At 71.7% G+C, this 14,393-nt stretch carries 15 protein-coding genes; 11 read left to right on the forward strand and 4 right to left on the reverse strand.

What is annotated here, in order from left to right; genetic code table 11:
• Positions 1-2 precede the first annotated feature (2 nt).
• The 3 genes from ACZ79I_RS13065 to leuA all read right to left on the reverse strand — a co-directional run bounded on the left by ACZ79I_RS13065 (position 3) and on the right by leuA (position 3,901).
• A complete protein-coding gene (locus ACZ79I_RS13065) occupies positions 3-1,208 on the reverse strand; it encodes a sialidase family protein (protein ID WP_471497143.1) in 1,206 nt (401 codons plus the stop codon).
• 84 nt (positions 1,209-1,292) lie between these two features.
• Positions 1,293-1,997: a TerB family tellurite resistance protein gene (locus tag ACZ79I_RS13070; protein ID WP_471497145.1), complete on the reverse strand. Its 705-nt coding sequence runs from the start codon at positions 1,995-1,997 to the stop codon at positions 1,293-1,295.
• Between the two features lie 182 nt (positions 1,998-2,179).
• Positions 2,180-3,901, reverse strand: coding sequence for a 2-isopropylmalate synthase (gene leuA / locus ACZ79I_RS13075; RefSeq protein WP_471497147.1), 1,722 nt, complete (start codon positions 3,899-3,901; stop codon positions 2,180-2,182).
• 348 nt (positions 3,902-4,249) lie between these two features.
• On the opposite strand from leuA, the gene ACZ79I_RS13080 reads away from it, so the two are divergent.
• The 10 genes from ACZ79I_RS13080 (at position 4,250) to ACZ79I_RS13125 (ending at position 12,878) form a co-directional block, all read left to right on the forward strand.
• Positions 4,250-5,317: a M4 family metallopeptidase gene (locus ACZ79I_RS13080; protein WP_471497149.1), complete on the forward strand. Its 1,068-nt coding sequence runs from the start codon at positions 4,250-4,252 to the stop codon at positions 5,315-5,317.
• A 32-nt stretch (positions 5,318-5,349) separates the two neighbouring features.
• Entirely contained in the window at positions 5,350-5,616 is a 267-nt protein-coding gene (locus ACZ79I_RS13085; RefSeq protein ID WP_471497151.1) for a protealysin inhibitor emfourin, read from the forward strand.
• A gap of 74 nt (positions 5,617-5,690) precedes the next feature.
• Positions 5,691-7,007: a GH1 family beta-glucosidase gene (locus ACZ79I_RS13090; RefSeq protein ID WP_471497153.1), complete on the forward strand. Its 1,317-nt coding sequence runs from the start codon at positions 5,691-5,693 to the stop codon at positions 7,005-7,007.
• A complete protein-coding gene (locus tag ACZ79I_RS13095; RefSeq protein ID WP_471497155.1) occupies positions 7,004-8,260 on the forward strand; it encodes an MFS transporter in 1,257 nt (418 codons plus the stop codon). The genes ACZ79I_RS13090 and ACZ79I_RS13095 overlap by 4 nt, the downstream gene beginning before the upstream one ends.
• A 198-nt stretch (positions 8,261-8,458) precedes the next feature.
• Positions 8,459-9,523, forward strand: coding sequence for a PhoH family protein (locus tag ACZ79I_RS13100; RefSeq protein ID WP_471497157.1), 1,065 nt, complete (start codon positions 8,459-8,461; stop codon positions 9,521-9,523).
• A gap of 12 nt (positions 9,524-9,535) precedes the next feature.
• On the forward strand, positions 9,536-10,033 hold the full coding sequence (ybeY, locus tag ACZ79I_RS13105; protein ID WP_471497159.1) for an rRNA maturation RNase YbeY: 498 nt from the start codon (positions 9,536-9,538) through the stop codon (positions 10,031-10,033).
• On the forward strand, positions 10,030-11,337 hold the full coding sequence (locus ACZ79I_RS13110) for a hemolysin family protein (RefSeq protein WP_471497161.1): 1,308 nt from the start codon (positions 10,030-10,032) through the stop codon (positions 11,335-11,337). The genes ybeY and ACZ79I_RS13110 overlap by 4 nt, the downstream gene beginning before the upstream one ends.
• A complete protein-coding gene (locus tag ACZ79I_RS13115; RefSeq protein ID WP_471497163.1) occupies positions 11,334-11,693 on the forward strand; it encodes an MmcQ/YjbR family DNA-binding protein in 360 nt (119 codons plus the stop codon). Before ACZ79I_RS13110 ends, ACZ79I_RS13115 begins: the two co-directional genes overlap by 4 nt.
• Positions 11,694-11,776: 83 nt before the next feature.
• A complete protein-coding gene (locus ACZ79I_RS13120; protein WP_471497165.1) occupies positions 11,777-12,130 on the forward strand; it encodes a cytidine deaminase in 354 nt (117 codons plus the stop codon).
• 277 nt (positions 12,131-12,407) lie between these two features.
• Positions 12,408-12,878: a hypothetical protein gene (locus ACZ79I_RS13125; RefSeq protein ID WP_471497167.1), complete on the forward strand. Its 471-nt coding sequence runs from the start codon at positions 12,408-12,410 to the stop codon at positions 12,876-12,878.
• A gap of 23 nt (positions 12,879-12,901) precedes the next feature.
• Here the strand turns inward: ACZ79I_RS13125 and ACZ79I_RS13130 are convergent, their stop codons facing one another.
• Entirely contained in the window at positions 12,902-13,846 is a 945-nt protein-coding gene (locus tag ACZ79I_RS13130; RefSeq protein ID WP_471497169.1) for a LysR family transcriptional regulator, read from the reverse strand.
• A 98-nt stretch (positions 13,847-13,944) separates the two neighbouring features.
• On the opposite strand from ACZ79I_RS13130, the gene ACZ79I_RS13135 reads away from it, so the two are divergent.
• Complete coding sequence (locus tag ACZ79I_RS13135; RefSeq protein ID WP_471497170.1) at positions 13,945-14,316, forward strand: YybH family protein; 372 nt, start codon at positions 13,945-13,947, stop codon at positions 14,314-14,316.
• Positions 14,317-14,393: the final 77 nt, after the last annotated feature.

Raw genomic sequence — 14,393 nt, forward strand, 5'->3', positions numbered from 1 at the left:
CGTCACCCCAGGTCGCCGAGGGGGATCCGCCGGAACTCGATCGTGTCGTACGGGCCGGTGGTGCCCGTCTCGTACAGGATCCCCACCGTCGCGCGGCCGAGCTGTACCAGGTCGCTGTAGGCCGCCCGCCGCGGGGACAGCGTCAGTGCCCTGGTGAAGGTGTGCCCGCCGTCGGTGCTGCGCCAGATCGCCATCGCCCGCCGCGCGGTGGGCACGGAGGGACCGGAGAAGAGCAACGGCGCGCCGCGGCCGCGGAGTTGCAGGAGGCCGGCCTGGACGACCGGGACGTCGTCCAGGGTGTGCTGCACGGCGTAGGGGCGGTCCAGGCTCCGGCCGCCGTCGCCGGAGTAGCTGTCGAGCCGGTTGCCCGCGCTGCTGCCGTTCTGGTCGCGGGAGCTGAAGTAGAGCCTGCCGTCGGCGAGTTGGGCGACGCTGGTCTCGTTGGCGTTGTCGTACCCGTCGTAGGAGTCGTCGACGGAGCCCAGGTGCCAGGTCCGGCCGCCGTCATCGGAGAGCATCGCGTGCGCGCCGTGGTACCTGGCCTCCTGTCCGGTGCCGGTGGAGCCCTTCGGCGGTGCGGCGGAGTGGTTGGCGGGGACGACGAGACGGCCGGCGTGCGGGCCCCGGGTGAGGGCGACCGCATGGCCGGGGCCGGTCGCGTACCAGCGCCAGTCCGCGCGTTTCACCTGGGCCGTGATGTCCCGAGGGGCCGTGAAGTGCCGCCCGTCGTCATGGCTCGCCTGGACGAAGACACGGCGGCTCTGCGCGGGCGTCACCTCGCCGCGCATGATCTGCGCCTCGGTCACCGCACCGCTGTTGTAGGACGTGACCAGGACGATCCGGCCGGTGCGCGGGTCCACCACGGGCGCCGGGTTGCCCCGGGTGTCTCCCCGGCCGGCGGCGACCACGGTCATCGGGCCCCAGGTGCAGCCGCCGTCGGTGGACCGCCTGAGGACGACATCGATGTCACCGTTGTCGCCGGCGCCGCCGTGCCGTCCTTCGGCGAAGGCCAGCACGGTCCCCTTCCGGGTCGTGACCGTCGCCGGGATCCGGTAGGCGGCGTAGCCGCCCCGGCCCGCGGTGTACGGCACGGAGGGGGCGCAGCCCCGCCCGGGGTGCGGTGCGGCGGCCGCCGTGCCCGTGGCCGCGAGGGCCGTCAGGAGACCGGTGGCGGCCGCGAGCACGGCGCCGCGCCTGGTGGCGGTCATGGCAGGCTCCCTGCGCTGGGGCGGGCACGGGACACGGGATGTCCGGTCGCGCTTCAGTGTGCCGGCTCGTGGAGCACGGGTCTCCTACGACGGTGTGCGCGCCGCCGCCAGCAGCCGGGTCACATCGTCCGAGCAGATGGTGAGCGCCGCGCCGACGGTGGCGAGGACCTCGCGCTCGGCGACGGTGTAGGGGCCGTCCGCGAGGGCGATGCGGGCGCCCTTCAGCAGGATGGACTCCCGGCCGGTGGGGGCGAGGTGGGGGGCGAGCGGGTCCAGGGCCTCGTGGAGCTCTATGGCCAGGCTGGCGCCGCCCGGTTCGCCGCAGAAGCGGCCGGTGTCGGCGGCCAGGGCGTCGACCAGGGCGCTGAGGCTGTCCGCCGTGCAGTCCTCGAAGCCGGCGGCGCGGACCGCGGACGCGGCCGTCTCCAGGGATGTGCGGGAGCCGGTGCCGCCCGCGGCGAGGACGGCGAGGGCCACCGTGTGGACGGCGTCGCGGAGCATCGCGGAGAAGCGGGTGGTGGTCGGGTGGTCGAGGACGTCCGTGCCGTAGTGGCGGCCGCAGGCCGCGCACTCCACGACCGGGCCGGTCTCGCCGCGCGGCAGCACGGGCAGGCCCGCCAGGGAGAGGCCGCGGCGTCCGGTGAGCCGCTGGTAGTTGCGGTCGCCCCCGCAGCCCGGGCAGAAGAACTCTCCGTCGCCGACGGCGGTCCACGTGGTGCGGACACCGAGGAGACGCGCGGCACGGCCCTTGCGGACTCCACGGCCGTTGCGTCCCCGTTCTGGCAGCACGTCGCACCTCCGAAACGGCACGGCAACATCGCCGTGCTGGCGTGATGTTAGCCACATCGTTGATGCGAAGTCAGTACCCCGGACGAGACCTCTCTGTGATCTTCGGCGGAAATGGCCGGTCCGCGACGCGGCCCTGCGCGCCCCCGGGGGCGGGCAGGGCCGTGAAGCCGCCGGTCAGAGGGTCAGCGGGCGGCGCGGTTGACGGCGGAGACGACGGCCTTCAGTGAGGCACGTGTCGTATTCGCGTCGATGCCGATGCCCCACAGGACCTTTCCGTCGATCGCGCACTCGATGTAGGAGGCGGCCTGCGCGGAGGCGCCCTCGCTCATGGTGTGCTCCTGGTAGTCCAGGAGGCGTACGTCGATGCCGATGTTCTCCAGGGCGTCGAAGAACGCCGAGATCGGGCCGTTGCCGGTGCCGGTCAGGACGGTGTCCTCGCCGTCGACCGTGGCCTCGACGGTGAGGGTGTCGACGCCGTCCTTGTCGGTGGTCGTCTGGCCCGTCCTGACCTGGATGCGGCCCCAGGGGTTGCCGGGGTTCGGCAGGTACTCGTCCTGGAAGACCGACCAGATCTCCTTCGGTGTGACCTCGCCGCCCTCGGCGTCCGTCTTCGCCTGGATGATCCTGGAGAACTCGATCTGCATCCGGCGCGGCAGGTCCAGCTTGTGGTCGTTCTTGAGGACGTAGGCCACGCCGCCCTTGCCGGACTGCGAGTTGACGCGGATGACCGCCTCGTAGGAGCGGCCGACGTCCTTGGGGTCGATCGGCAGGTACGGCACCGCCCACTCGATCTCGTCGACGGTCCGGCCCTGGGCCGTCGCCTCGGCCTCCATGGCGTCGAAGCCCTTCTTGATGGCGTCCTGGTGGGAGCCGGAGAAGGAGGTGTAGACGAGGTCGCCGATGTAGGGGTGGCGCGGGTGGACCTCCATCTGGTTGCAGTACTCCCAGGTGCGGCGGATCTCGTCGATGTGGGAGAAGTCGATCTGCGGGTCGACGCCCTGCGAGAAGAGGTTCATCCCCAGGGTGACCAGGTCGACGTTGCCGGTGCGCTCGCCCTGGCCGAACAGGCAGCCCTCGACGCGGTCGGCGCCGGCCATCACGGCCAGCTCGGCGGCCGCCACCGCGGTGCCGCGGTCGTTGTGGGGGTGGGCGGACAGGCAGACGTACGCGCGGCGGGAGAGGTTGCGGTGCATCCACTCGAAGCGGTCCGCGTGCGTGGACGGGGTGGAACGCTCCACGGTGGCGGGCAGGTTCAGGATGATCTCGCGGTCCGGGCCGGGCTGCCAGACGTCCATGACCGCCTCGCAGACCTCCAGGGCGAAGTCCAGCTCGGTGTCGGTGAAGATCTCGGGGCTGTACTGGTAGCCGAACTCGGTCTCGGGGCCCAGCAGCTTCTCGGCGTACTCCATGACCAGCCGGGTGCCGTCGACGGCGATCTGCTTGATGTCGTCCTTGGAGCCGCGGAAGACGACCCGGCGGAAGACCGGGGCCGTCGCGTTGTAGAGGTGCACGTTCGCGCGCCGGGCGCCCTTCAGGGACTCGACGGTCCGTTCGATCAGGTCCTCGCGGGCCTGGGTGAGGACGGAGACGGTCACGTCCTCGGGGATCGCGCCCTCCTCCTCGATGATGGAGCGCACGAAGTCGAAGTCGGTCTGGCCGGAGGCCGGGAAGCCGATCTCGATCTCCTTGTAGCCCATCTTGACCAGCAGGTCGAACATCGCGCGCTTGCGGGCCGGCGACATGGGGTCGATCAGGGCCTGGTTGCCGTCGCGCAGGTCCGTGGACAGCCAGCGCGGGGCCTGGGTGATCCGCTTGTCCGGCCAGGTGCGGTCGGGGATGTCGACCTGCTCGTAGGGGCGGTACTTGTGGATCGGCATGGACGTGGGCTGCTGGCGGTTCGCCATGGTGCGTAGGCTCCTCGTGAGGTCCGGAAGGACGGCCGACGGCGCAACGCCGAACTCCGCGGGGAGGGGGTCGGCCTCGACTACAGGCCCTCGCCGCGGCAGCTAAGGAGGAGCAGCCCGAAACGCATGATGCTCCGCATGCTAGCCGAGCCGCGCCGGATGCGTGGGCCCGTATCAGTATGCGGGACCGGAGTGACATTCCAGACATAAAGTGTCTCGACTCACAAAGACATGCAAACCTCGCCTCCTGCCACTTTCCCGCGAACCGCGCGATCCCCTTCCCCGCCTTTTCACCAATCATGGTTGCAGGTAGTGACAGTCTGGTGACACAGTGCAAGGGTGCCGGGCATGACCAGCAACGGGGGCCACGAGCCCGTCTTCTGCACCATCGTGCCACCGCATGTCCTCGACAAGCTCGCCCAGCACGAGGACTCCGCGCTCGCCACACCCGCGCGCCGCACCCTGGAGCGCGACGCCCTGGAGCGCACCCGCCGCCGGCTGACCACGGTCATCGGGGCCCCCTCGGCGGCGCCGCCCGCGCACGCCGCCGACCAGCCGCACCGCACCGTCTACGACGCCGGGCACCGCCAGGACCTGCCCGGCAGGAAGGTCCGCGGCGAGGGCGACGAGCCCGGCGGGGACGCCACGGTCAACCGGGCCTACGCGGGCCTCGGCGCCACCTACGAGCTGTACCGGACGGCGTACGGCCGCGACTCCATCGACGGCAAGGGGCTGCCCCTGGACGCGAGCGTGCACTTCGGCGAGAACTACGACAACGCCTTCTGGAACGGCGAGCAGATGGTGTTCGGCGACGGGGACAACGAGGTCTTCCTCGATTTCACCATCCCGGTGGACGTCATCGGCCACGAGCTGACCCACGGCGTCACCCAGTACACGGCGAACCTGGCCTACTACGGCCAGCCGGGCGCCCTCAACGAGTCGATGTCGGACGTGTTCGGCTCGCTGATCAAGCAGCACGCCCTCGGGCAGACCGCGGCCGACGCCGACTGGCTGATCGGCGCCGGGCTGCTCGCCCCGCGCGTCACCGGCAAGGCGCTGCGCTCGATGAAGGAGCCGGGGACCGCGTACGACGACGACGTGCTCGGCAAGGACCCGCAGCCGGGGACGATGGACGGCTATGTGCACACCAGCCAGGACAACGGCGGTGTGCACATCAACTCCGGCATCCCCAACCACGCGTTCTACCTGGTCGCCACCGAACTCGGCGGGCACGCCTGGGAGCGGGCCGGACAGATCTGGTACGACGTGCTGACCGGCGGGGAGCTGCGGGCGCAGGCGACCTTCGCCGACTTCGCGAAGCTGACCGTGGCGGCCGCCCTGGCCCGGTACCACCGGGGGGAGGAGCAGGAGGCCGTCCTCAAGGCGTGGGAGCAGGTCGGGGTGCCCGCCTCGTAGCCCCGGCGCCCGTCGCGTACTAGACAGGACCCATGCGTATTCGGGTGAGGCGCACGGGCGGGTTCGCGGGCATCGAGCGCCGGGCCGAGGTGGAGACCTCGGGACGGGCCGACGCCCCCGAGTGGCACGCCCTGGCGGAGCGGGCGCTCGCCGGCGGCCGGGGCGCGCCGCCGGCGGGTGTGCCGGACGGCTTCAGCTACGAGATCACCGTGGACGGCAGGACCGTGTACTGCGCGGACCCCCGGCTCACCGAGGAACAGCGGACGCTGATCTCGAGAGTCCTGAAGGAAGGGGCCTGACCGACCCCTTCGGCCTCCAGCGGGGCAACAGCCGGTCGGCGCCTGCCCGTTGACTTCCCTTACCCGCGGTAAGGATGATCCGGCGCATGGTGACGAACCCGATACCCCAGTTCCCGGCCGGCTTCCTGTGGGGCGTGTCGACCTCGGCCCACCAGATCGAGGGCGCGGTGGACGAGCGCGGGCCCTCCGTGTGGGACGCGTTCACCGCCGAGCCGGGGCGGGTGAAGGACGGCTCGACCGCGGCGGTGGCGTGCGACCACTACCACCGCTACCGCGAGGACGTGGCGCTCCTGGCGGACCTCGGCGTGGACGCGTACCGCTTCTCGGTCTCCTGGCCCCGGGCCTGTTCCCCCGGGGGCCTCGACTTCTACGACCGCCTGGTGGACGAGCTGTGCACGGCGGGCGTGCGGCCCGTCCCGACCCTCTTCCACTGGGACCTGCCGGTCGCGCTGGACTGGCTGGAGCGCGACACCGCGGCCCGGTTCGCCGAGTACGTGTCCGTCGTCGCCGAACGCCTCGGCGACCGGGTCACCCGGTGGATCACCCTCAACGAGCCCGCCGAGCACACCCTGCTCGGCCATGCGCTCGGCGTCCACGCACCGGGCAGGCGGCTGATGTTCGACGCGCTGCCGGTGGCCCACCACCAGCTGCTGGCCCACGGCCTTGCCGTACGGGCCCTGCGCGCGGCCGGCACCTTCGACATCGGCATCGCCAACTCGCACGGGCCGACATGGCCCGCGTCCGGGTCGCCGCAGGACGTGGAGGCCGCGGAGTTCTACGACGTCCTGCTCAACCGGCTCTTCTCCGACCCGCTTCTGCTGGGCCGCTACCCGGAGGGCATCGGCGAACTGATGCCGGGCGATGTGGAGTCCGACCTGAAGGTGATCGCGGAGCCGGTCGACTGGTACGGGATCAACTACTACGCGCCGACGAAGGTGGGTGCTCCGCAGGGCGCGGAGATCGATTTCGCCGGCATCACGCTGCCCGCCGAGCTGCCCTTCTCCGTGCGGGAGATCGAGGGCTATCCGGTCACGGACTTCGGCTGGCCGGTGGTGCCGGAGGCGCTGACCGAGCTGCTGACCGGCTTCCGCGAGCGCTACGGCGACCGGCTCCCGCCGATCGTCATCACCGAGAACGGCTGCTCCTACGAGGGCATCGACGACCAGGAGCGCATCGCCTACCTGGACGGCCATGTGCGGGCGCTGCACCGGGCGATGGAGGCGGGCGTCGACGTGCGCGGTTACTTCGTGTGGTCCCTGATGGACAACTTCGAGTGGGCCGAGGGGTACGCCCGCCGCTTCGGGCTGGTCCACGTCGACTACGAGACGCTGGAGCGCACGCCCAAGGCGTCGTACGCCTGGCTGCGCGACCGGCTGCGGGCGCGGGGATGACGACGGCCGGGCGGGCCGTGGACGCGCTCGCCGAGCCCGTCGAACCCGTCGGCCGGGGCTGGACGTCCGCCCTGTCGCTCGCCAACGGCGCGATCTGGGTGGGCTGGTACGGCCCGCTGCAGATCCTGCTCGCCTCGCAGGCGAAGGACTTCGCCCCGGGCTCCGGCATGTCCAAGGAGACGATGCTGGCCTGGGTCACGGGCGCGGGCGCGGTGGTGTCGCTGGTCGCGAACCCGGTCTTCGGCGCGCTGTCGGACCGCACGACGGCGCGCCGGGGCCGCCGCACGCCGTGGATCGTCGCCGGTGCGGCGGGCGGCGCGGCGGCGCTCCTGCTGCTGGCGGGAGCGGGCGGGCCGTGGACCATGGCGCTCGGCTGGTGCCTGGTGCAGCTGACGCTGAACGCGGCCTTCGCGGCGGTGACGGCGGCGGTGCCGGACCGGGTGCCGCGGCTCCAGCGGGGTTCGGTGGGCGGCTGGCTGGGCGCGGCGCAGGTCCTCGGCGTGGTCGGCGGCACCGGTCTCGCCGCGGCGGCGGGCGGGGTGGGCGCGGGCTACACGGCGTGCGCGCTGTTCACGCTGGCGGGGGTGCTCCCGTACGTCATGGCCTACGAGGACCTGCGGCTGCCGGTGCCGGACCGCCCCGCCTGGTCCTGGCGGGGCTTCCTGGCCGGCTTCTGGCTCAGCCCGCGCCGCCACCCGGACCTGGGCTGGGCCTGGCTGACCCGCTTCCTGATCAACCTCAGCAACGCGCTCGTCCTGCTGTACCTGCTCTACTACCTCCGGGACCGCCTGCACCGCGGCGATCCCGAGCAGGGCGTGCTGGTCCTCACGGCCGTGAACGGCCTCACGCTGCTGGCCACGGTCGTGGCCGGCGGGGTCTGGTCGGACCGGGTGGGCCGGCGCAAGCCGTTCGTGATCTGGTCGGGCGTCCTGATGGCGGCGGCGACGGCGGTCCTGGCCGTCTGGCAGACCTGGCCGGGAGCGGTCGTCGCGGCGGCCGTGCTGGGGATCGGCTTCGGCGTGTTCACATCGGTCGACTTCGCGCTGATGACGGACGTCCTGCCGACGGCACTGGACCGCGGGAAGGACCTCGGGGTCATCAATGTCGCCAACGCGCTCCCCCAGGTCGCGGCCCCGGCCCTGGCCGCGCCGGTCGTCACCCACCTGGGGGGCTATCGCGTGCTGTACCTGGTGGCGGCGGTGATCGGGCTGGGCGGGGCGCTGCTGGTGGGGCGGATCCGCGGCGTGGAGTGAGCCGGGCGGCGCGGCCCGCTCGGTCCCCGCCGCCCGGTCTGCCCGCCCGGCACGGCACGGTGTTCGAGGGACGGCGTCCACCGGCCGGGTGAAAAGTCCTACGGCTCTGTCAGTCCCGCGTCGTACTCTTGAAACCGCGAGGCCGCCCTCAGCAGCGCGGCCGTACGGAGGAGGAATCGCGGCCTTCAGAGCCGGCCCATGACTCAGACACCCACAGCGCACAGCCCCGCGGAGGGACAGGCCAGAGCGCACTTCACCGTCCCCGCCCAGCACCCCATGGTGACCGTGCTGGGTTCCGGAGACTCCCTCCTGCGCGTGATCGAGAAGGCTTTCCCGGCGGCCGACATCCATGTCCGGGGCAATGAGATCAGCGCGGTGGGCGACGCCGGTGAGGTCGCCCTGATCCAGCGCCTGTTCGACGAGATGATGCTGGTGCTCCGCACCGGACAGCCGATGACGGAGGACGCAGTGGAACGCTCGATCGCCATGCTCCGGGCGGGCGAGACCGGGGAGGGCCCGGAGGAGACCCCGGCCCAGGTGCTCACACAGAACATCCTGTCGTCCCGCGGTCGCACGATCCGCCCCAAGACGCTCAACCAGAAGCGGTACGTGGACGCGATCGACAAGCACACGGTCGTCTTCGGCATCGGTCCCGCGGGCACCGGCAAGACCTACCTGGCCATGGCCAAGGCCGTGCAGGCCCTGCAGTCCAAGCAGGTCAACCGCATCATCCTGACCCGCCCGGCCGTCGAGGCGGGCGAGCGCCTCGGCTTCCTGCCCGGCACGCTGTACGAGAAGATCGACCCGTATCTGCGCCCGCTGTACGACGCGCTGCACGACATGCTCGACCCGGACTCGATCCCACGGCTCATGGCGGCGGGGACGATCGAGGTGGCACCGCTGGCCTATATGCGCGGAAGGACCCTGAACGACGCCTTCATCATCCTCGACGAGGCCCAGAACACGAGCCCCGAGCAGATGAAGATGTTCCTCACCCGCCTCGGCTTCGACTCGAAGATCGTGATCACGGGTGATGTGACCCAGGTCGACCTCCCCGAAGGGACCAGGAGCGGCCTGCGGCAGGTCCAGGAGATCCTGGAGGGCGTCGAGGACGTCCACTTCTCCCGGCTGTCGTCCCACGATGTCGTACGGCACAAGCTGGTCGGCCGTATCGTCGACGCCTACGAGAAGTACGACAGCAAGCACGGCACCCAGAACGGCACGCACAAGGGCCGGGGCAAGGCCGGGCACAAGGGGAAGTAGACCAGCACGACCATGTCGATCGACGTCAACAACGAGTCCGGCACCGAGGTCGACGAGCAGGCGATCCTCGACATCGCCCGCTACGCGCTCGCACGGATGCGCATCCACCCGCTCTCCGAGCTCTCGGTGATCGTCGTGGACGCCGACGCCATGGAGCAGCTGCACGTCCAGTGGATGGACCTGCCCGGACCCACCGATGTCATGTCCTTCCCCATGGACGAGCTGCGGCCGCCGTCCAAGGACGACGACGAGCCGCCGCAGGGGCTGCTCGGCGACATCGTGCTGTGCCCGGAGGTCGCCGCCAAGCAGGGCGCCGAGGCACCGACGCAGCACACCATGGACGAGGAGCTGCAGCTCCTGACGGTCCACGGTGTGCTGCACCTGCTCGGCTACGACCACGAGGAGCCCAACGAGAAGGCCGAGATGTTCGGTCTGCAGGCCGCCATCGTGGACGGCTGGCGCGCGGAGAAGGGTCTGAGCGGCCCCTCACCGGCGCCCACCGTGTCATGAGCCCCCAGCTCGTCACCGGCGCCATCGCGCTGGTCGTGGTCGCCTGGCTGGCCGCCTGCGCGGAGGCGGGCCTGGCGCGCGTGTCCAGCTTCCGCGCCGAGGAGGCGGTCCGCAGCGGCCGGCGCGGCAGCGCCAAGCTCGCCCAGGTCGCCGCGGACCCGACCCGCTATCTGAACGTGGCGCTGCTGGTCCGGGTCGCCTGCGAGATGGCCGCCGCCTCGCTCGTCACCTACGCCTGCCTGAAGGAGTTCGCCGGTACCGCGGAGGCCCTCCTGGTCGCGATCGCGGTCATGGTCCTCGTGTCGTACGTCGCCGTCGGCGTCTCCCCGCGCACCATCGGCCGCCAGCATCCGCTGAACACGGCGACGGCGGCGGCGTACGTCCTCGTGCCGCTGGCCCGGGTGATGGGGCCGGTGCCCTCCCTGCTCATCCTCATCGGCAACGCCCTCACCCCCGGCAAGGGCTTCCGCCGCGGCCCGTTCGCCTCGGAGGCGGAACTGCGCGCCCTCGTCGACCTCGCCGAGAAGGAGTCCCTCATCGAGGCCGAGGAGCGCCGCATGGTGCACTCCGTCTTCGAACTCGGCGACACCCTGGTCCGGGAGGTGATGGTGCCGAGGACCGACCTGGTGGTCATCGAGCGCTACAAGACCATCCGGCAGGCGCTGACCCTGGCCCTCAGGTCCGGCTTCTCGCGCATCCCGGTGACCGGGGAGAGCGAGGACGACATCGTGGGGATGGTGTATCTCAAGGACCTGGCCCGCAAGACGCACATCAGCCGCGACGCCGAGTCGGAACTGGTGTCCACCGCGATGCGGCCCGCCACCTTCGTGCCCGACACCAAGAACGCGGGCGACCTGCTGCGGGAGATGCAGAAGGAGCGCAACCACGTGGCCGTCGTCATCGACGAGTACGGCGGCACGGCCGGGATCGTCACCATCGAGGACATCCTGGAGGAGATCGTCGGCGAGATCACCGACGAGTACGACCGTGAGCTGCCGCCGGTCGAGGAACTGGGCGGGGACCGCTACCGGGTCACGGCCCGTCTCGACATCGGCGACCTGGGCGAGCTGTACGGGCTCGAAGCGTACGACGACGAGGACGTGGAGACGGTCGGCGGGCTGCTTGCGAAGGCGCTGGGCCGGGTGCCCATCGCGGGTGCCTCGTCGGTCGTCGAGCTGCCCGACGGGCGTGAGCTGCGGCTGACCGCGGAGGCCGCGGCAGGCCGCAGGAACAAGATCGTGACCGTGCTGGTGGAGCCGTCGGGCCCGGCCGGGCCCCCGGGGGAGGAGCCGGAGCCGGCATGACCCCGCAGGAACTGCGCACGTTCTGCCTGGCCTTCAACGGCGCGGTGGAGGACTTCCCGTTCAACCCGCAGACCTCGGTCTTCAAGGTCCAGGGCAGGCTCTTCGCCCTGGCGGACCTTCGGTCGCGGCCCCTGACCGTCAACCTCAAGTGCGACCCGGAGGACGCGGTCCGGCTGCGCGCCGGGCACGAGGGCCTGATCGTCCCCGGCTGGCATATGAACAAGCGCCACTGGAACACGGTCACCGTGGACGGCGGGCTCCCGGACCGCCTGGTCCGGGAGCTCATCGAGGACTCCTACGACCTGGTCGTCGCCGGTCTGCCGAGAGCCGACCGCCTCCGCCTCGACCGTCCCTGAGCCCTGTCTCCCGGCCCGGCCCGGCGACTCCGGTGGCGGGGGTGAGCGGCCGGGCCGTCCGCGCGGCTCCGTATGCTCGGTGCATGACCGACAGCAACGCGCTCGATCCCGAGGACCGCAAGATCGTCACCCTGGCCCGTTCGGTGCGGGCCCGCAACGGCGTGCCCGAGGGCGCAGCCGTGCGGGACGAGACCGGACGGACCTATGCCGCCGGCACCGTCGCCCTCGACTCGCTCGCGCTCAGCGCCCTGCAGACGGCGGTCGCCATGGCGGTGGCCTCGGGGGCGAAGTCGCTGGAGGCGGCTGCCGTGGTGACCGAGGCGGGGTCCGCCGCCGCCAAGGATCTGGCCGCCGTGCGGGACCTCGGCGGGCCCGGGACCCCTGTCCTGGTGGCGGGGCCGGACGGAACGGTCCACGAGAGGACGACCGCGGGCTGAGGGGTAGCACTTCGGCCACTTTTCCTGACCCTTGAAGAAACCGCCCGGCGTCTCTTGCAATCCCACGGCCCCGGCGCATCAATGGAATCGCTAGTTCCGACGGACCGTCAGATGTGCCGTCACGTGGCGTGCCGCACCCCGCCCGTGGCCGGTCCGCGTTCAGCCGCGTGTCTCTCCGCACCCGTCACCGTGGTCCCGTGACGCCTCCGTGTGCGCGGCCCGCGGCGGTCCGTGGGCGTCCCCACATGGCAATTCCCGTACCAGGGAAGGGATTTCGATGAGAGGCAAGAGATTCGGCACGGGCACGGCGTTACTCGCGGCGGTCGCCGCGACCGGCCTGGCCTTCACCCAGACCGCGGCCGCCGTCACTCCCCAGACGGCGAGCATCACCGCCGACTGCGGCAGCTTCGGCGGCGGCGCGGCCACGCTCACGGCCACCCAGAGCGGCACCGCGGCCACCATCACCGTGCAGTCCGCGGTGACCGTGCCGATCAGTCTGTCAAAGGACTCGATCGCGTCCACGCTCACGCTGGTGAAGGCGGGCGGCGGCACCACCGTCTTCTCCGGCAAGAAGAACCCGGCCATGTCCGCCGGCAGCTCCGTCACCGTGGGCCCGCTCGACGGCACCGTGGCCTCCGGCGACAGCCTGGAGGCGTTCGGCGGCTCACTGAAGATGACCGTCTTCGGCATCACCATCACCTGCACCGCGACCGGGCCGCAGTCTCCTGGCCCGTTCGTGTTCGACTGACGGTCGGCCCGACGGGGCCCACGTCACTCTGAGCCGGTGCCGTCCGGACGCGGACGGCACCGGTGTGGCCCCGGGAACCAAGCGGGGTCGGGGTCGGTGAACGCCTGCCGGCTGTGCGCGAGCAGCGCCCGCACCCCGGGGCTGCGGGTGCTCTTCCAGACCAGGGCGAGCAAGGCGTGTGTGTCGACATCAGCGATGGTGCGGGCGATGAGCCGGCCGCGGTGGCGCGCGGCCATGGAGTCGCTGAGGACCGCGACGGCGAGCCCGCGGGCGGCGAGGTCGGCGATGGCGTCCGCGGCGCTGGCCTGCAGCGCGATCGCGGGGTGGAGGCCCTGAGCGGCACAGGCCCGGTCGAACACCGTGCGCAGGCCGGTACCGGGCGGCATGCAGACGATCGGATGGGCGACCATGTCGCGCAGGGTGATCCGCCGCCGGTCCGCCAAGGGGTGCCCGGCCGGGACCGCCACGACGAGCCGCTCGCTGACGACGGTCAGCGCGTCCAGCCCGTCGGGGGTGGCGGCCGCTGCCCCGATGAGCGCCACGTCGACGGTGCCGGCGCGCACCCCCTCGACGAGCCGGTCGGAGCCGTCCTCCAGCAGCGAGAGCTCCACACCGGGGTGCGCCCGGTGGAAGGCGGCGAGGGCGTCGAACAGCGGCGTGAGGGTACAGCCGATGACCATTCCGACGGTGAGCCGCCCCCGGATCACGTCGGTCACCTCACCCACCGCCTGACCGACCGCTCCGGCGGCTGCGAGCGCGGCGCGGGCGTGTTCGAGAGCGGCCTTGCCCGCGACCGTGAGGGCGACGGTGCGCGCCGACCGGTCGAACAGCTCGGCGCCCAGTTCCCGCTCCAGCCGGCGGATCTGGGCGCTGACGCCGGACTGGCTGATGTGCACCCGCTCGGCCGCCCGGGTGAAGTTCCGCTCCTCGGCGACCGCGACGAAGTATTCCAGCTGCCTCAGCTCCATAACCATTGATTCTAGCTTTCAGTAGATTCATCTGTTGGACTTCTGGTCGGCGGGTGGCCAGCCTGGGAGGTGTCGAAGCCCGACGTCAGGAGAGACCCATGACGGAGTACGAGAAGGCCCTGCGCCCGGAGGACATCACCCGCTTGTTCGTCGAACGGTCCAACGCCGGTGACGCGGCCGGGGTCGCCGCGCTGTACGAGGAGGGCGCGGTGATGGCCTATCCGCCCGGCGAGCAGACGGTGGGCCGGGAGGCGATCCGCGCCCTGTGGGAGAAGGTGCTGGCCAACCGCCCCCGCTTCGAGCCGGAACCACCGCTGCCGACGCTGGTCAGCGGCGACATCGCGCTGACCGCGACCCCGCCCGGGGACGGGGCCGGCGCCCGGGCACAGGTGGTCCGGCGCCAGCCCGACGGGAGCTGGCTGCGCCTGCTCGACCAGCCCGAGTTCCTCCCGCCCGCCGGCCATAACTGACGATCCATCAGCCCACTTGCGGCATCTCCATTGACTTCTCACACGGTCCGCACATCAATGACCCCGTGTCGGCGCAG

Source organism: Streptomyces sp. PSU-S4-23 (genome assembly GCF_055632315.1).